The following is an 18,894-nucleotide window of genomic DNA, read 5'->3' as shown; positions in this document are numbered from 1 at the left end:
TTTCATGGTGTTATCTGCCAGGTGTCCGGCGTCTTTTTTCTGCCGGCCAGCAGGTATTCAATACTAATGGCAACACCTTTATCTTTCCAGGCGGCTAGTAAATAATTGAACATTGGTATATCCGCTTCCGTTAGCTTAACGGAGAGTTCTTTTTTGATCCTTTCGTATTTAAACAAATGCTTCCCGACTACTATCTTTGTAATAAATAAACCCACATATGCCCCCAGTTATGATTCCGGTATTACCTTGTTCTGACTTCGACGAAACTTTATTGTTCTGGAAAGCACTTGATTTCAAAAACACCTATCGCCAGGAAAAACCATATCCTTACGCGGTGATGGTAAAAAACGACTGGCAACTTCACTTCCGGCAAGAAAAGCGGCTGGATATTCACAACAATTATTGCATCAACTTATTGATCGTTTCAGATGTTGCCGCAGTACACCAGCAGTTTACACAGGCAATGAAGGCTTATCTGGGGAAAGTACCCGCTACCGGTTTGCCAAGGATCACGAGATTTAAAACAGGTCAGACCAGGTTTACGCTCACAGATATATCGGGAAATGGAATCATCGTAATCCAATCCGGTGAAGCTGATCAAAAAAACTATGAGGCATACGATAATGCTAACCTGACGCCTCTACAAAAAGCAATAGCGCTGGCCAGGCGACTCCGGGAATATAAGGAAGATGATAAAGCAGCCATTAAAACGCTGGTTACTGCTTTGAAAAAAGCAGGCAAAGAGGAAAGGGAAAATATCAACATCGCAGTTGAAATGCTTATTGATATGGATGCCGCTAACGAAAAACAATACCGTACATTGACAGCATCTTAAAAACGGAAGGCCATCTCTTTTTAAGAGATGACCTTCTGTCTAAAAGTGGATAGTTATCAAGGGGATACTTACAAATTCTTTGACAACAGCTGGATCTTCTCCTCCAGTGCCATCAGGTGTGCTTTTGTCAACGCATCTGCCGCCTGCGGAATTGCTTTTCTGATCATAGCAGTAACGGTACGGATTTCTGCGCTGGCAATGCCGGAAGCTTCTGATTCGCTGATTTCCGGTTTGGCGTCGCGGGTAATTTTGTAGAGTGCGCCTAAGTAGGCTTTCTGCATATTACGACTGTTGGCATCAATTTTCACGGAGCCGCCATTCAGGTCACTCCAGATACCTTTGCGCAACAGGGTCAGGTATTGCTCAATGCCCAGTGTTTTATCGGTACCAAAGCGACGTTCGAGCACCATCAGGTAATTGAGCCTTTTGGCATCGAGTAAACTGTTCACGGAATTTACCTGCATTTCTTCCACCCCATTCAGTTCATCCGGACCTTTTATTTTGTCGATCACTTTGGGATCTCTCAGCCAGGTGGGTGTGGTAAATACTTCTTTGTTGAAGAACTCCACGGCCGCTACCTGTTTGGCTTTGGGCGAAGGTGTATAAGCCGGGCGTGCATCGCCGTCTTCACGGATGGTATAATTGATGGCCGCAATGTTCTTGGCAACGTGTACCAGGTAACGGTGATATTGTTGTTCTACCTGGGTGAACATGGCTTTCAGCTGTTGTTGCTGACCGCCTTCTTCAAAGCTCCAGGAGCTGAGGTTGTCCATCACGCGTTTCAGGTTTTTGATGCCGAGGCTGCTCGCTTTAGCAGCATCGTCGCCCAGATCTTCTGTCTGGCAACGGGCATCATTCTGGCGGCTTTCCCCATCGCCGAACCAGAGCAGGTTATTGGCGGCGAGGCGATTGGAAATCATTTTACCCATGATCTTTTTATCTTCTTCCGCAGTGGAGGCGCCGATAAATTTGTAGCCCCATTCGATGGCCCATTTGTCGTATTCACCAATACGTGGAAACAGCAGTTCCTGCGGGATATGATCTTCCGGTTGTGCTACGTAGTTGAAACGGGCATAGTCCATAATGCTGGCAGTATGGCCATGTTTGCGCAGGTAAGCGATGTTACGGAGACTATCTACCGGCGTCTGGCTGCTGCTCCCGAAGTTATGACGCAGGCCCAGGGTATGTCCTATTTCATGGCTGGAAACGAAGCGGATCAGTTGCCCCATCAGTTCATCATCAAATTTAGCCATGCGGGCTTTCGGATCGTTGGGACCCGCCTGCACCATGTACCAGTCGTGCAGCAGTTGCATTACGTTGTGGTACCAGCCGATATGTGTCTGTATAATTTCGCCGCTACGGGGATCGTGTGTATTAGGTCCGTATGCGTTGCTGATTTCGGAAGCAAAGTAGTTGATGAAGGAATAGCGGACATCTTCCATATGCATGGTCGTATCATTTTCCGGCCATTCTTTTGCGGAGATGGCATTTTTAAACCCTGCCTGTTCAAAGGCGGCCTGCCAGTCGTTCACACCGAGGATCAGGTATTTGCGCCATTGTTTGGGTGTAGCCGGATCGATGTACAGTACAATCGGGTTGGCTGGTTCCACCAGTTCTCCTCTTTTGTAACGTTCCAGATCCTGCGGCTTTGGTTCCAGTTTCCAGCGGTTAATGAATTTACGCTGTTGTGCTTTCTGCTGCGTATCGCCGTATTCGGTGAATACGTCTGCAAAATAGCCTACGCGTTCATCGGCATATCTTCGCTGCATCGGCACTTTTGGTAATGCGATGAAAGAGGTATTGGTTTCAAGGCTGGCGGGAATACCACCTGCGAAGGCAGGAAGCCTGGCAGTACCATTCTTGGATATGGCAATTTCTATATTGGCGGGGAAAGTCATGATGGATTGTACCTCCAGGTCTTTCATGGTTTTCACGTCCATCGCTCTTTTCAGGGCAGCGTGGCCATCACCGGAGTTCACAAAGTTAGCCGGTTCCCGCAGGAACTTGCTTACATCGATCACGTAGCTGGCTGAGTCTTTACCATACGCCTTGATAGGAAAGGTAGCTACTATGGGGTTGAGATTGGAGGCGGTTACCGCGCGATAAATGGCGTTGGTAGAATCGGCATCACTGATCACCAGTTTCAGGCGCACGCGGAGGGTTTCATTCGGGCCTTTCTCAAATACCACGGTGTTGTTATCCAGTTCTTCGCCGGGATAGGCGCCTGTCATACCGGGGGCTTTGCGGATGCGGTTTACCACCAGGATATCACGTCCCAGCAGGGTATCTCCGATTTCAAAGAAGATGCTGTCCAGTTCCTTCGTGTTATGCACGGTAAAAAGTCCCTGTTTTGTGATCAGGTCTTTGGTGATCACGCTGCTATAGGGTTTGATACCATTCTTTCCCGGAGCTGGCGTTGCTTTCACCGGCGCTGCAGCCGGTGTAGCAGCAGCTGTCTTTTTCGATTTTTTGTTTCCACTCTTGAACACAGCACAGGAGGCCATCACTGTCACAAGCGGAATGTAAGCATAGCGTTTCATTAGTGAGTACTAAATGATTTTGATAATAAAATAAATCGGGACCCTACGTTGGATGGTTGGAGATAAAACACGGCGGGTATAAAATTGAACTAGTCTACCGACTGATTTTCCCGAATGTTTTTTTATTGGCAGATGTGAACAGCGTGCAGCCGGGCAGCTGCACGCTGTTCAACATTAATACCCCGGGTTCTGTTTCAGCATAGGGTTGTTGATCAACTCTATCTGAGGAAGTGGTAATAACAGGTGATCGTTTGACCAGGGTTGTTTCTCCGTGATCACACGGAGTGTCTCTGTAGCTTTCCCGGTACGTTTCAGATCGAACCAGCGGTGCCCCCATTCGCCGAAGAATTCTACGCGTCTTTCCTGGGCAACGGCTGCCAGCAGCTGTTCGCGGGAACCTGTTTCCAGATCGGGTAAACCTGCCCTGTTGCGGATCTTATTCAGATCGGCCGTAGCGCCGGCCAGGTCTGTTCCCTGTTGTGCGAGCGCTTCTGCGCGGATAAGGTACATTTCGGCGAGGCGCATCACTGTATAGGCACTTGGCGATAAGGTACCGTCGAGATTAATATTTTCGGTTTTATGGGAAAAGCGATAGCCATTCCCGTTATAGGGAGGTGCTACCGGAACAGGTACGGTATCGGTCCACGCAGCTTTACGCTCATCACCGGTTTCAAAAGCATTGATAAGTGCCTGTGTCATTGGGCATCTGGGGATCATCTGTCCGCTGGTGCTAAAATAGGCAAACATCTCAGGGTCGGTAAAAAACATTTTATAATCCTCCGGCACCTTATTGTACTGCATAGCCGGCGTAAAAAAGTTCACTTCTTCCGGAGCAGCATTTCCACGCGTAGGATGCTCCAGCTGCCACAAACATTCCTCGCTGTTGATCATAAAAACATTGGCCGGAGGTAACAGTTTATACAATCCGTTGTTAATAACAAGACCAGCCTGTTCTGCTGCTGCGGGGTAATTTTTTTCATAAAGGTACAACCTGGCCAATAGGGCGGCAGCTACCCATTTATTGGGGCGGTACCGGGTATTGCCGGCGGCGCTGTAATCGGCAGGCAACAACAGGAATGCATCTTTCAGGTCTTTTTCAACCTGCTGATACACTTCACTCACAAGCCTTCTCGACAAGGTGCGGGTCTGATTAATATCTGTGGTGAGCACTATGGGAATATCGCCATACAAATTTGCCAGGTAAAAGTGTTGGAAAGCTCTCACCAGTTTCGCTTCGCCGTTTAACAGATCCCTGGTCCGGGCGGTCAGTGCAGGGGAACCGGAAGCAGCTACCCCTTCAATAACGGCATTGGCAGAAAAGATAACCTCGTACCCATTATTCCAGAAAGATATATCGGGTATTGTATTCGTACGGGTGATCACATTTTTATAAAATTCCTCCAGCATTTTATCCTGCTCATCTGCACTGCTGGAATTTTTCACATATTCATCAGACATCAGACCCGTAAAAACAGGTAGTGCTCCATTGGATAGGCTGATACCTGAATTATAATTGATCATTTGCGCATACACAGTCATGAGCGCGGTAACCGCTCTTTCGTCTGTTTTAAATATCACATCGTTTCCTACTGTATTGGAAGGGCGGTTTACCTCAATCAGTTTTGAACAACCCGTCAACAGCAATAAAGCGGGTAACAGTCCTGTTAAAAAAAATATACTGATACGACTTTTATAAATATGCATTTGAATAGTTCTTTTGGTCTTAGAATTTACAGTTAACACCTATGGTCACGGTACGGGTAGGTGGCATACGGCCACTGCTGTAGGGTATCTCCGGATCTATCCCTACATAGTCAGTGATCAGGAAAAGATTATTGGTAGCTACGTTCAGGGAAACCTCTTTCATTTTTGTACGCATGATCCATTTCAGGGGAACTTTCCAGAAAGCCTGTAAACTTTGCGCCCGGAACATATTTACCCTCGTATACTTACGGTCTGAAATATCCAGATAGGCGTATGTGCCCTCGGGATCCAGGGAAACTTTGGGAGAAGTAGCCCCTACCTGACCGGGATGCGTCCATCGTCCATTGAACTCCTGGTAAGACACATTTGTGGCCGTCCCCATATTACTGCCATATCCCGTGAAGGCATCAAATTTCTTATAGTAGAAATTTGCGGTCATACCAAAACTTTTGTATCTCAGGGAAGTACTGAAACCACCATAGAACGGCGGAACAGTGCTGATGGGGGTTACCCGGTCATCGTCGGCAGTACCTGCCGGCACGGCAGCATTGTAGGTAATTTTGCCGTCCTTGTTCTGATCAAAGAATAACGGTATTCCTGTTTGCGGATCAATTCCTATAAAATGATATACATAGTCGTTGTTGATGGAATATCCAACCTTGTATTTTGCTGCATAAGGAGACCGCTCCAGGTCCGGATAAGAAAGCAGTTTATTGTTGACAATATTGGTATTAAAACTGGCAGACCAGTTCCAGTTCTGATTCCTGATAATATCTCCACCGATGTAAATCTCCCAACCGGTATTCTGCACATTGGCCGGAGAGTTCATGGTCACCGAGTTAAAACCGGTAAACAAGCCTGTGGGAAGCCCGATCAGCTGATTATCACATCTGTTCCGGTACCATTCTACCATTACATTAAGCCTGTCCTTGAGCAAACCCATTTCGAGCGCCGCCGAAAGTTTCTTATTGGTTTCCCAATGAAACTGGTCGTTTGGTTGCAGCTGCTGAAAAAGAGGGGTGATACCCATATATTTTTCGAGTACATAGTTATTGCCGCTAAGCGGGTTAGCCCATTGTTCCAGGTATTGATAATCACCTACTCCATCACTACCGGTAAGACCATAACTGGCACGTAGTTTCCATGTACTGATGGCTTTGGGTAATACCAGGTGTGCCCATGATTCTTCGCTCATGATCCACGCTCCGCCTATGGAACCAAAGTTGCCGAATTGCTTCCCTGGTCCGAACCTGCTACTGCCATCTCTTCTGCCTGTTAAACTGAGCATGTATTTCTGTTGGAGATTATATTCTATTCTTCCGAATACACCTGCATATTTGTACTGAGCAATGCCTTCACTGGTGTTCAGCCTCGGGGCAAAACTCAAAGAGCCGAGCATATCATCAGAAGTATAAAGATCCCCCACAGTTGTAAGACCACTGGTAGTATTTGATTGGTAGGTAGCACCTGTCATTATATTCAGACTTCCCTGCCCAATGGTGGTATTATAGGAAATCTTAGGTTCTGCGATCAGGTTATTCACCAGCGTGCGTCCTACATTCCGGGTGCCGTAAATAGGGGCGGATCCTGGTCTTTGCTGCTGCGCTGCCATCGGCTTCAGTCCCAGTGAATTATTATCGGAGCGGCCATAACCCATATTCAGATCCAGGGTCAATCCTTTCAGGATGTTATAAGAGATCGTGAAGTTACTGTTCAGCCGGTTTGTTTGGCTGTTGGTGGGCATTAACATAGCGGAGAAAGGATAAGCTGTCTTGCCCATATATCCCTTAAAATTCGGGCTGCCGGTTTCATCGTATATGCCGGGTGCATTAGGAGCCAGCGAGGCAATACTGAAAGGAAATGACACCACATCTGATTGGGTATAGATATAGGATGCCGTCATGCCGACTCTTAACTTATCATTGCTGCTGTTGTTATTAATATTCATGGAAATACCAGCCGCCTGATCTCCTCCGCTCAGATTAGTAATATCGCTTGTTTTGTTATAGTTACCGGCAACGCGGAATGTTGTTTGCCTGGTACCACCCGAATAGTCGGCATTCACGGAAGTATATTTGCCGGTACCACCGAATACCAGTTTCTGCCAATCCACATTGCGATTGGGGTCCCATGCCGCCATATCCTCTGCATAGTCTTTTGATGCCGGGTTAGTAGAAGGCACAAGACCATCGTTTAAAAAGGCTTCCCGACGCATCTGCAGATAGTCGGTCGTATTCAGCATATCAAAGAACCGGGTTACCTTCGTGATCCCCTGAGAAACCGCGGCAGTGAAAATGGGTGTTCCTATTTTACCTGTTTTGGTATTGATGAGGATTACGCCGTTTGAGCCACGGCTCCCGTAAATAGCAGTCGCATCTGCATCTTTCAGTACCGTGATAGATTCAATATCATTGGGATTGATCCCGAAAAAAGGACTAACCCCCTGTGTCACTGCTGACTGATCCAGCCCGGCAGAATAGGGAGCAGAACCATCCCTGGTCATCGATCCGGGCACTTTAAGATCTGCCACCATTAAAGGCACGCCGTCTACTATTACCAAAGGGCTGGCAGGAATTTTTCCATTAAGGGAATTTCTCCCGCGTATTTCAATTTTTATCGGGGCACTGGGAGAACCACCGGCAGTAGTAATCACCAATCCCGGTACCTTACCCTGCAAAGCCACCATAGGATTCAATACCGGCTGATTGGCCAGCTCTTTTGCAGTAACGGTACTGATACTTCCGGTAGCAAAACGGGTACTCGTTTTACCATATGCTCTCACCACCACATTGTCCAACTGGTTTTCGGCCGGCTTCAGAAAAATAGCTACTAGTTTATCATCCCTGATAATCATTTGCTGCTGCTGATAGCCCATATAGGAAACTGCCAGTATTTCACCATGGTAAACCCCTTTCAGATGAAATTTTCCACTGGCATTGGTGAGTACCAGTTTTTTTGATTGTAACGTGCGCACCGTGGCATTCTCCAGCAGTAAAGCATTCGATCCATACACCACCCCATCGATGCTCATGGTATCCGGAACCGGAGCAGACGCTTCCTGCTGCTTTTTAGGAGCGCTGGTATTTACGGAGATCACCTTATCAATCACTTCATACTGAAAAGAAGATCCTTCAAATACTTTACTGAGCGCCTTTCCAACAGGGGCGTCTTTTAAATCCACGCTGACAGACTTCCCTGATGCCTTCAGGTTGGCGCCGTATACGAAATAATAACCCGTCTGTTTTTCTATCTCTTTACAAACTTTTTCTAAAGGTGCATTCCTGACGGAAAGATTCACCGTTTGCGCCAATAAAGCACCATGCAGGAAAAGCAGTCCTGAAAGCAGGTAACCGGCCAGCTTAAAGCCTCCTTTGTTGTGGCGAAAGTTCCGGGATAGTTGATGATGCAAATGAATCATGCTACTCACAGTTTAGATGTTGGTTGTTTTAATACTACAGTTGATAAGCTATTGTTCACAGAAAGCCCGCGCCATTGCCCGGCTTTTCAATTGTCACAACAGAGCGGATTTCCCATACCCGCCTGTTGATTTATTTATTTAATCTCCGACAGCCTTTTAATCCGCTGCTGCAGATCTGTCAGATGCGCTTTCGTCATTACGTCTTTTGTACGCGGCAACGCTTTAGTCACCATGGCAGCCACTTCCCTGATTTCTGCACTGGCTACGGAAATACACTCTGTATCATTGGAACCGGTACCTTCCCTTGTGATGGAAAACAAGGATCCGAGATAAGTGCGCTGCATATTGCGATGGTAAGCATCCACTATCACTTCTTTGCCCGTAAGATCACTCCAGATACCTGTTCGCAGCAATGGCAGAAATTCTTCTGTCCCCATCACTTTATCCTTTCCAAAACGACGGGCATTACTCATGAGATAGTTCAACCTTACCGGGTTTAAAAGTACCTGCACCCCCTTGATCTGTATATCCTCTATTACATCTCTGGTGGCAGCATTCCTCGCTATATCATATACCCTGGGATTCAGCAACCAGAGAGGTGTGGTAAATAATTCCCGGTTAATAAATTCCATGGCAGCGATCTGCTTTTCTTTCGGCACAGGTATGTAAGAGGCGGTTGTATCACCGTCTGATCCGATGGTATAGTATACGCCGGCCAGGTTATTGGCCACATGACTGATCAACCGGAGGTAGGTGAGTTCTATTTCACCATATACTCCCTTCATAGTTTCGTACTGGCCATCTTCCTCGTAAGTCCATTCCGGCAGGTGTTCCATAAGACGCCTGATATTTTTCAGGCCCAAAGTATTGGCTTTGATATTGTCATCACCTAAGTCTTCTGATTGGCACCGGGGATCTCCCATGCGGGTTTCCCCATCTCCGAACCAGAGGCGGTGATTGGCTGCCAGTCGGCTGTTGGTCTCCTTTTCAAGTATCTTTTGATCTGCTTCCGGTGTGGTCGCTCCGGTTATTTTGTAGCCCCATTCAATGGCCCATTTATCGTAGTCTCCAATACGGGGGAATAAGAGTTCCTGCGGGATGCTGTCTTCCGGCTGTGCTACATAATTAAACCGTGCATAGTCCATGATACTGGCCGTATGGCCGTATTTGCGGAGGAAGGCGGCATTACGTAAGCTATCCACCGGTGTCTGGCTGCTACTGCCGAAGTTGTGGCGTAAACCAAGCGTATGGCCAACTTCATGACTGGATACAAAGCGGATCAGTTGTCCCATCAGTGCTTCGTCCAGTTTTGGCTTGCGTACCTGCGGATCATTGGCACCAGCCTGGATCATGTACCAGTTGTACACCAGGTTCATCACGTTGTGATACCAGCCGATATGCGTTTGTATAATCTCACCGCTGCGTGGGTCATGTGTATTGGGGCCATAGGCATTGGATACCGGCGATGCAAAATAATTGAGTACAGAGTACCGCACATCTTCCAGGTGCATGGTGGTATCATTTTCCGGCCATTCTTTTGCGGAGATAGCATTTTTAAACCCTGCCTGCTCAAATGCAGCCTGCCAGTCGTTCACGCCGAGGATCAGGTATTTACGCCATTGCTTAGGCGTAGCCGGATCTATATAAATCAGGATGGGTTTCTCCGGTTCCACCAGTTCCCCTCTTTTATAACGCTCCATATCTTCCGGCTTTGGGGCTATTCTCCAACGCTGAATAAATGGCTGCAGTTTCATTTTCTGCTGCGCATCTCCATACAGGTAAACATAGTCGGTAAAGAAACCTACGCGCTCATCGAAGTAACGTCGCTGCATAGGAACTTCCGGCAGCGCTATAAAAGAGCTGTTGGTTTCCAGTGTAGCGGGGCTGCCGGCGTCTATAGGTGTTGGTTCAGTATTCCCATTTTTACTGATGGAAATTTCTACATTGGAAGGGTAAGCCCGGATAGATGACACCTCATGATCCCTCATGGTGGCTACTTTCAGCCTTTTATTGATTTCACTTCCTTCTGCGTCATTCAGAAAGTTATCCGCCTGTTTTAAAAAGCTGGTTACATCAATCACGTAGCTGGCGGAGTCCTTACCATAAGCTTTGATAGGAAATGTACCCACTACCGGGGGCAGGTTGGCATTTTTCACCGCACGGTAAATAGCGTCTGTGGAATCCGCATCCGCGAATACCTGGTTATAGCGGATCAGGATGGTTTCATTGGGTCCTTTTTCAAAGAAAATAGTTTTGTTGGAGAGTTCTTCTCCACCATGCATTCTTGTTTTACCCGTTATTCTCCATATCCGGTTGATCACCAGGATATCCTTATTCAGTAAGGGTTTACCTACTTCAAAAAGTATAGTATCCAATTCTTTTGTACTATGTACAGTAAAAAGACCCGGCTGGGAGATCATCTCTTTTGTGACCACACTGGAATAAGGTTTAATCCCATTTTTGCCTGTCGTTTCTACAGGAGTAGCTGCTGCGACAGCGGCCTTTCCCGATTTTTTGTTCCCACCCTTCCATACGGCACAGGAAGCCATCACTGTCACCAGTGGGATATAAGCATAGCGTTTCATTACTGAATACTGGTTGATGTTGATAATAAATTCAGGGGGATCCTACGTCGGATGATTGGTTTGCCTCAAAAGTACTTACCTGGTTGCATATCTTCTAATTTATCCCGTTTGTTCTTTTCGGAAGATGGTAACAGATCCGGGAAATTATCTGATACCAAAGCTTCTCCCTGCGCCTGTATGCCCGGCACAATTTCCATTACCTTCAGGTACCTGGCGGCACGGTCTTCCGCAGCCTCGTCCCATACAATCACCACCGGGAAACTTTTTGCACCGGTGCTGACCAGGTAACTGGTCTGTTTAATATTTGTTCCATTACTACGCAAATCCAGTACTACACCTGTATTCTTCTCTGCCCACCTGCTGATCAGCGTACCAGCCAGCAGCCGGTAATGATCAATCAGGTTAGCGGCAATGGTATCGTAAGCGGTATTGGGTAAATTAATACAGGTAAATGCCTGTTCTCTGCCAGCTGTAGTAGCGGTCAATAAACTGGTTTGAAACGGAAACGCAACGACGCTGTTTGTTTTGCCGGCAAACTCCGCATCTCCTCCCAGATCGGGAAAGTGATTGTCCGGTAACTTGCTTCTCTCCGGCAGCTCCCTGCCTCCCGGAGCGGTATTCCGCAGGTCGTTGCACCCATAGGCGGAAGCCATACACAGTAATACAAATATCCCCTTCAGCAGGCAGTAATTCTTTCTAAGCAGCATAACAATTTTGGCTATGAAGTAATGTCTAACCTAAAAAGAACACGCAGCAGGAGATATTGAACTAGTGAACGCTAAAAAAATATTTTTACCGGATGATTAACTCCCGGTCTGCATGCACCCGGTAGTATACCAAAATGAAAAACACCCTCCCATTTTGACATACCTGTTCCCGGAACACTTCTTTCAAGAATTATACAAACAACACATTATCAAACGCTTGCATTTTAAACCCCTCCATAAAACGACATGGCATCCGTTTGGTCTGTTTCCCTGTACATCCATTCAATTCAAATACTCATGTCGCTAAAACTAAAGACGAAATTTTCACTGGGGCTGATCTTCCTGTTCATCATGACCCTCGCCATCAGTATGCAGGGCATTTACCAGATCTATCGTTTGAATGGGGATGTACGCCTGATTCTCCGTCAAAATATCCGTTCCATTATGTTTTCCAACAACATGCTGCTGGCGCTGGAAACACAACCGGTACAACTGGACATATTAAAACAAAACCTGTTGCTACAGGAACAGAATGTAACAGAGCCCGGAGAAGGCGCCGCTACTACGCGGGCCGCATCTCTCGTACAACAACTCCGGCAGCAGCCCGGCAATGCACAACTATCCGGAGAACTCCGGCATGTGATCCTCCAGATCTCGGGGATTAACCAGCAGGCCATTATCCGGAAAAACGATATGTCTTCTGCCGCCGCTTCCAGGGCTATTCTTACTTTGTCTGTGAGCACACTCGTCCTGCTCAGTGTATCCATCCTGTTTATTTTCAGTTACCCGCATATCATCACCCAGCCTATTCACCAGCTGATTGCGGGCATCCGGCAGATTGCCGATAAAAAGTACAACACCAGGATTCACATCCGCCGCCGGGATGAATTCGGAGAACTCGCCGCCGTGTTTAATGTAATGGCGGAAAAACTGCACGAATACGAAAACAGCAACCTGGAAAAAATCAAAATGGAAAAAACACGGATTGAAACCATCATCAACCAGATGAATGATGGTATTATCTGTTATGATACCCAACAGCATATCCTGTTTATGAATGAAGTGGTGATGCGCCTGTGCGGCCCGCAAGCCAATGCACGGGCGGCATTACTGGCATCCATATACGAACATCCGGCACACCAGGAACTGCGGATCGGATCCGCTGTTTTCATAAAAGAAGTGATCAGCAACGCCCAGGGCGCAGTGGTTGTGCTGCGTGATGTGAGCGCTTTCGAAGAACTGGCGGCCGCCAAAACAAAATTTATTGCGACGGCCTCGCATGAACTGAAAACACCCATTGCCGCCATGAAAATGAGTATCAGCTTACTGGCGGATGAACGGACCGGCACCTTGCTGCAAAGCCAGCAGGAACTGCTGGAGAGCATCAACGACGACGTGGAACGCATTTTACAGATCAGCAGCGAACTACTGGATTTTACACAAATGAAAGTTTTATCGATACCGAATCTCCGGAATTAAATTATTTCAACTTTAACACACCAGAACATGACTAACGGCACCATCCTATTAGTGGAAGACGAAGAAAAACTTCGCCAGTTATTAAAACGTATTATCACGCTGGAAGGCTTCCGCATCCTGGAATGCGATACCCTGAAAGCGGCGCGGCAACTGCTGCATACAGAATCCATCGACGTAGTGCTCAGCGATATTATGCTGCCCGATGGCAACGGTATCGACCTCGTCACTTACCTGCGGGAAAAACAGCTACCCGGCGAAATCATCCTATTAACAGCCTATGGAAATATCGCCGACAGTGTACGCGCCATCAAGAACGGCGCCTTCGATTACCTGACCAAAGGAAATGACAATGCCCGCATCATTCCGTTACTGCACCGGGCTTTGGAAAAAGTGCAGCTGCAAAACCGCGTAGCACATCTGCAAACAAAGATCAGCAACAACTATGCATCGTTTGATGCACTGCTGGGTACTTCTGCCGTGATCCGCGAAGCCAAGGAACTGGCCATGAAAGCCGCTCCCAGTGATGCGGCCGTACTGCTGCTCGGTGAAACCGGCTCCGGCAAGGAAATGTTTGCACAGGCCATTCACCACGCCAGTCACCGCGCAGGCAAAGATTTCCTCGCCATCAACTGCAGCGCTATCGGTAAAGATATCCTCGAAAGTGAAATATTTGGTTATAAAGCCGGCGCTTTTACCGGTGCAGTGAAAAACAAAAAAGGATTGATTGAAGAAGCCCACCAGGGCACACTTTTCCTCGACGAGATCGGTGAAATGCCGCTGGACCTCCAGGCCAAACTCCTGCGGGTGCTGGAAACCAGCGAATTTATCAAAGTAGGCGATACCAGGGTAACGAAAGTGGATATACGTATTATTGCCGCCACCAACCGGAAACTGGAACAGGAAATTGAGCAGGGACGTTTCCGGGAAGACCTCTACTACCGCCTCAATGTATTTACCATTGAGTTACCTGCCCTGCGGGAAAGAAGCGAGGATATCCCTTTATTTGCGGAACATTACCTGCAACTGTTTGCCAATAAAACCAACAAGCCCGTGTTTAGCATGAGCCGGGAGTTTATAGAACACCTGAAGCTGCACGAATGGCGCGGCAATATACGGGAACTGAAAAATATTATGGAAAGGGCCGTGATCATCTGCACCGGTAATACCCTCACCATGGAAGCACTCCCCCTCGAATTCAAACTGCATAAAAGTCCGGTAAAACAGAAGGCAGGCACGTTCGACCTGGCGGTTATTGAAAAGTTGCATATACAATGGGTGATGGACTATGTAAACGGGAATAAGTCGAAAGCCGCCAGACTACTCAATATCGGGTTATCTACCCTCTACCGGAAAATGGAAGAATATAAAATGGTATTATAAAAAAAAACTGCCTGGTAAAGAATTACCCGCAGTTGTCTAAACCTATAATTTAAAAATCAAACGAATTTATCAGAACCGCACAATCAGATCCATGGCTGCTGTAAACTGGTCGTTGTGTGTTCCGTTATCATATGGGGTAGCGTCGTTTCTCCACGCTTTTTCGTATCTCAGTTCAGGTCTGATCCTGATCAGGTTATTAAAGTGATGTACCCATCCGATCGTATGACTGGTATACATCGTCGTAAAACCTGTACGGTTGCCCTGCGGATCGTTCAGGAAGTCATTCCGGATAGAGAGGTAATCTTTTTTCGGTGATAACTGGATCTGGAAATAGTTCACCAGACCTACTGCAGAAGCGATACCAGGAATAGTGTTGCCTAAACCCGTACCCATGTACCAATCTTTTCCGGGGCCTTCAATAGCGGTACCACCTACTGCTGCATCGTGCTGCCAGATGTAATACGCTTCGGTATTCATATGTACTTTCTCACTGAATTTATGTCCCCAGGTAGCTACGATCATCTGCAGATTGTCGTGCGCATCTTTATAGTATCCTTTTCCTAAAGAGTTGATACCACCATACAGGGAGTTCCGGTTGTTGGACGACACCCAGCGTACCATAGCCAGGCCATTGAGGCTGGCAGAGCTGCTCCACGGAGCCATATCATTACCGGCATGTGCACCTACGGCAAGCTGCCAGTGCTCATTCAGTCGCAGCGTAGCATGTACACCCGTGAAGGTATACGGATCTACTGTAAACATCAGCGAGTGCGAATACAGGTAATTATCCGGCGCCCATTGTGCTTCGATATCGGCCGGAGAAATAAAGCGACCTACTTTAATCAACAGGCCATCGGCCACTTTGGGCAGGTACAGCATACCGTATACCTGTGTGGGATCGTAGCCGTATAAGTTATTCTTCTTCAGCAACTGATCACTGAAGATGCCTTTTGCGAGTGTATAGCGGTAGTCGGTACCGTAAATATTATCTACCACAAAACCCCAGTCGGCATGATCTTTCTGAATAGTGTTCGGTTGTCTTTCAATGCGCAGGATGGCCTGATCCAGCACTACGCGGTTGGGTACCAGGTTATAGGAAGTAGGTGCATTCGAATTTTTGGAGGTACTGAAATTTCCGCCGATATCGATCCAGCCATAAATTTTAATACGGCTTTTACTTTTGGCAAGGCCTAATAATTTCGTCAGCGGATAATCCGGCGCATCAGCAGGAACACCGATGAGCGGGCTACCTACCCATTCCCCGCTGGGAAAAGGAGGCGATGAAAGTGGAGAGGGTAAGCTTCTTCCGTTAGATCCATCTACAGTTACAGGTTGGTTTTTACCGGCGGCGGTGTCTTGTTGCGCATATCCATACGACAGGGACAAAGTCAGGATAAGCGACGTTAGTAATCTTCGTTTCATGTTTTGGCTCGTTTATACAATTTGGTAAATAGCTTTTCCAATTGTGTGCCTGCCTTGTAAATTCCGGATACCAATCTGTAAAAGCCTTATCCACTAAACATTCTATCGGTTAAAAGGTTCGCGCACCGGGTTGTAGCACGGTAAAAAAAGTATATCAGAATGAGAAAATGAATCATATTGGTGCAGGCCTGTTTCAATCTGACTTATTTTCCCATTCTGACATACCCGGTATTTATTTTCCCCGGGAGATGCATACGCTGTAAACCTGCTGCTGATAACAGATTCCGGCACTTCTTCTCCCGAAAAAATAAAAGGCATTCCAATTGCAAACGGGAAGTATAAATTATCATACATCATGAAACAGTTCTTAACAACCTTCCTTGTCATAGGTATGTTGTTCCCGGCGATGACCGGTTTTGGTCGTCAACAAACAGATGGCCTTTATCTTTCTTTATCTGATTACCTGGGCCATCATCTCTATGGCAGTGGCAGCATTAAACTGCATACACGGAAAGCATATCTGAGCGTGCAATCGGATGCTGCGACGCAGCATGTTTCCAGGGATTCCGTATTTGCAGTAGCACTTACCGCCGGAAAAACATTCCGGCTGATAGGTCATGACTACTACGAGATCCTGAACAGGAACGCGCAGTTACTATTATATAAAAGAAAAGTGATGTCGTCCGGGAAAGCATTTCCGGCGGATACTTTCCGGTACTACTTTTCGGCTGGTGACGGACCGGTACATGAACTGACGAGCTGGAATTTAAAACAGGCTTTCCCGGAACGGGCTTCCTGGGCAGATAAGCTGGATACAAATTTCCACCAGGAAAGCGATTTAATAGCTTACGATTCGTATCATCATATGTATAAGCTGGAATGGCTGCTACAGTAAATATTTCGCGTAATAGATAACATGGAATTCAGTAAAATGAGTTTGCGTAACGATGAAATGACAGCGCCCGTTTTCACGGGCGCTTTGTATTTTATATACAAAATAAACCGTCCCTCCAACATTCCTTAACAAAAAGATAAATTCAATTATCTTTATTAACAACCTAATTTACAACCGTTTTGATCTTTAAATATCATTCTTGCCATGAATAAAGATATTTTGGAGGAAAGAGATGACTGGGCCGGTTTTCAACGCGGGATGGCATCAGCTTATCAACAGATTTATGAAAAACACTGGGACAAATTATTCAACTATAGCTACCAGGTAATACAGGATTATGACGATTGCAAAGACCTCCTGCAGGAGTACTTTACGCAACTATGGCAGAACCGGGCTTCTTTCCCTGTACCCGATAATACCGAAGCATTCCTGATGTCTTTACTCAAATACCGTGTCATTGATTTCCTTCGCAAAAAACACGTAAGAGAAAAGCATACTATATTATTTAAGGCCATGCAACATTCCCTGGAGTCGGGAGATGCGTATGAGCCGATTTTATTTAAAGAAGAACTGGAAAAATTCAATCACTGCTTCAGTCAGCTGCCAGAGCAGCTAAGAACCGTATTCCGTCTGCATTACATAGAGGCTTTATCAGTAGACGAAATTGCCTTTGCCTCTTCGAAATCCAAACAAACGATCCGTAACCAACTGAATATTGCTGCCAACAGATTGAAGTCGCAGTTAAAAAACAGCTTCCCCACCATGTTGCTCTGATGTTACCAAATTATTAACCGGAAAAAGGAATGGTTATCCACGATGTGAGAAACGACTAATGATGTACAAACCAGTTTGGCGTGCATCAACAATCATCACAACAAGAGCTTTATACTCTCATCAAAAAATACCGGAAGGGGCTTTGCACCCCGCAGGAAGTGGACCTTTTATTCAGATGGCTGGATAAGATGGGCAATGATTTGTCTGCCGAAGAAGCTGCTACCCTACATATCATCCGCAACACCATGAAACGGGAAGTATGGGAGCAGCAACAAAAGCTGATCACCCCGCCTGCCGCTAATGGTATCATCCGGAAACTGGCAACCCATAGGGGCTGGCAGGTAGCAGCAGCCGCCACCGGACTGATCATCCTGGCTTACCTCCTGTTCAGATCATCCGCACATCAGATGCCAATGGCCACAAACGAAGGCCCCGCGCAGCCGGTGGCAGCCATTAAAGACTCCCTGATTACCAATCTCTCTAAAGATAAACAACGGTACCAACTGGCCGATGGCTCTGTCATTACCGTATCGCCTCATACGTCCATTCACCTGAAAATGCCCTGGCCACAACAGGGCAGGGAGATCCGCCTAAACGGAGAAGCGTTGTTCGAAGTAGCCAAAGACGCACATCATCCTTTCACCGTGAATACCAAACGGTTTAGTACCGCCGTACTGGGAACCGTTTTCCGGATCACGGCGTACGACAGCTCCGCTTTCAGCCGCGTGCAACTGTTATCGGGTAGTATCGCAGTAAATAGCAAACAGCAGTCAATCGTTATGTTGCCAGGCAACGATTTCAGCTTCGACAGCCATATGCAACAGCTCAAGCCTGAGAAAACAGTGATTGCTGCAACGGCGCCTGCTGCCACTGCTGCGGAAGGATCCGTAGTACTGGAAGACAGCATCTTCCACTTTAACAATACACCATTGGTAACGGTATTACATACACTGAGTGCACAATACCAGACTTCCATACAGTATGCACCAACTTTAAAACTGTCAAAACGCAAATACACGGGGAATATCAAAATCACAAAGTCACTGGACGAAATATTGGGAATGCTGACCAGTTTAAATGACCTGCGGGTCGATTCCACGGCGGCAGGTTACCTGATCCGGTCCAACTAAACAACTTAACAAACAATATCATTCT

Annotated in this window: 13 protein-coding genes; 6 read left to right on the top strand and 7 right to left on the bottom strand. The window is 46.8% G+C overall.

Going from position 1 to position 18,894, the window contains the following annotated elements; all coding sequences use genetic code 11:
• Positions 1 to 2 precede the first annotated feature (2 nt).
• Positions 3 to 215, bottom strand: coding sequence for a hypothetical protein (locus tag BMW79_RS33725; protein ID WP_143059129.1), 213 nt, complete (start codon positions 213 to 215; stop codon positions 3 to 5).
• A gap of 2 nt (positions 216 to 217) precedes the next feature.
• Between BMW79_RS33725 and BMW79_RS11040 the strand changes: the two genes are divergently transcribed.
• Positions 218 to 835 (top strand): VOC family protein, encoded by a 618-nt coding sequence (locus tag BMW79_RS11040; protein WP_143059128.1) that lies wholly within the window; start codon positions 218 to 220, stop codon positions 833 to 835.
• Between the two features lie 68 nt (positions 836 to 903).
• Here the strand turns inward: BMW79_RS11040 and BMW79_RS11035 are convergent, their stop codons facing one another.
• From BMW79_RS11035 to BMW79_RS11015, 5 genes are all read right to left on the bottom strand, one after another.
• Positions 904 to 3,375, bottom strand: a complete 2,472-nt coding sequence (locus tag BMW79_RS11035; protein WP_089894545.1) for a zinc-dependent metalloprotease — start codon at positions 3,373 to 3,375, stop codon at positions 904 to 906.
• Between the two features lie 174 nt (positions 3,376 to 3,549).
• The gene (locus tag BMW79_RS11030) at positions 3,550 to 5,079 is read right to left on the bottom strand and encodes a RagB/SusD family nutrient uptake outer membrane protein (protein WP_089894542.1); all 1,530 of its coding nucleotides are present in this window, start codon (positions 5,077 to 5,079) and stop codon (positions 3,550 to 3,552) included.
• 19 nt (positions 5,080 to 5,098) lie between these two features.
• Positions 5,099 to 8,497, bottom strand: coding sequence for a SusC/RagA family TonB-linked outer membrane protein (locus BMW79_RS11025; RefSeq protein ID WP_089894539.1), 3,399 nt, complete (start codon positions 8,495 to 8,497; stop codon positions 5,099 to 5,101).
• Positions 8,498 to 8,631: 134 nt separating this feature from the next.
• Positions 8,632 to 11,082, bottom strand: a complete 2,451-nt coding sequence (locus tag BMW79_RS11020; protein WP_089894536.1) for a zinc-dependent metalloprotease — start codon at positions 11,080 to 11,082, stop codon at positions 8,632 to 8,634.
• Positions 11,083 to 11,147: 65 nt separating this feature from the next.
• Positions 11,148 to 11,789, bottom strand: coding sequence for a hypothetical protein (locus tag BMW79_RS11015; RefSeq protein ID WP_089894533.1), 642 nt, complete (start codon positions 11,787 to 11,789; stop codon positions 11,148 to 11,150).
• 297 nt (positions 11,790 to 12,086) lie between these two features.
• Here BMW79_RS11015 and BMW79_RS11010 point away from each other — a divergent pair, with 297 nt between their 5' ends.
• A complete protein-coding gene (locus BMW79_RS11010; RefSeq protein ID WP_177192120.1) occupies positions 12,087 to 13,268 on the top strand; it encodes a histidine kinase dimerization/phospho-acceptor domain-containing protein in 1,182 nt (393 codons plus the stop codon).
• Between the two features lie 27 nt (positions 13,269 to 13,295).
• Positions 13,296 to 14,648, top strand: coding sequence for a sigma-54-dependent transcriptional regulator (locus BMW79_RS11005; protein WP_089894527.1), 1,353 nt, complete (start codon positions 13,296 to 13,298; stop codon positions 14,646 to 14,648).
• Positions 14,649 to 14,717: 69 nt separating this feature from the next.
• Here the strand turns inward: BMW79_RS11005 and BMW79_RS11000 are convergent, their stop codons facing one another.
• Positions 14,718 to 16,070 carry an outer membrane beta-barrel protein gene (locus tag BMW79_RS11000; protein ID WP_089894524.1) on the bottom strand — a complete coding sequence of 451 codons (1,353 nt, stop codon included), beginning with the start codon at positions 16,068 to 16,070 and terminating at the stop codon, positions 14,718 to 14,720.
• 355 nt (positions 16,071 to 16,425) lie between these two features.
• Here BMW79_RS11000 and BMW79_RS10990 point away from each other — a divergent pair, with 355 nt between their 5' ends.
• From BMW79_RS10990 to BMW79_RS10980, 3 genes are all read left to right on the top strand, one after another.
• On the top strand, positions 16,426 to 16,965 hold the full coding sequence (locus BMW79_RS10990; RefSeq protein WP_089894518.1) for a hypothetical protein: 540 nt from the start codon (positions 16,426 to 16,428) through the stop codon (positions 16,963 to 16,965).
• A gap of 204 nt (positions 16,966 to 17,169) precedes the next feature.
• On the top strand, positions 17,170 to 17,739 hold the full coding sequence (locus BMW79_RS10985; RefSeq protein WP_089894514.1) for an RNA polymerase sigma factor: 570 nt from the start codon (positions 17,170 to 17,172) through the stop codon (positions 17,737 to 17,739).
• Between the two features lie 80 nt (positions 17,740 to 17,819).
• Positions 17,820 to 18,869: a FecR family protein gene (locus tag BMW79_RS10980; protein ID WP_143059127.1), complete on the top strand. Its 1,050-nt coding sequence runs from the start codon at positions 17,820 to 17,822 to the stop codon at positions 18,867 to 18,869.
• Positions 18,870 to 18,894 lie beyond the last annotated feature (25 nt).

This window comes from Chitinophaga arvensicola (assembly GCF_900110835.1).
GTDB lineage: Bacteria > Bacteroidota > Bacteroidia > Chitinophagales > Chitinophagaceae > Chitinophaga > Chitinophaga arvensicola.
The sequence above is the reverse complement of the archived record's forward strand: the minus strand, read 5'-3'. Positions and strand labels throughout refer to the sequence as shown.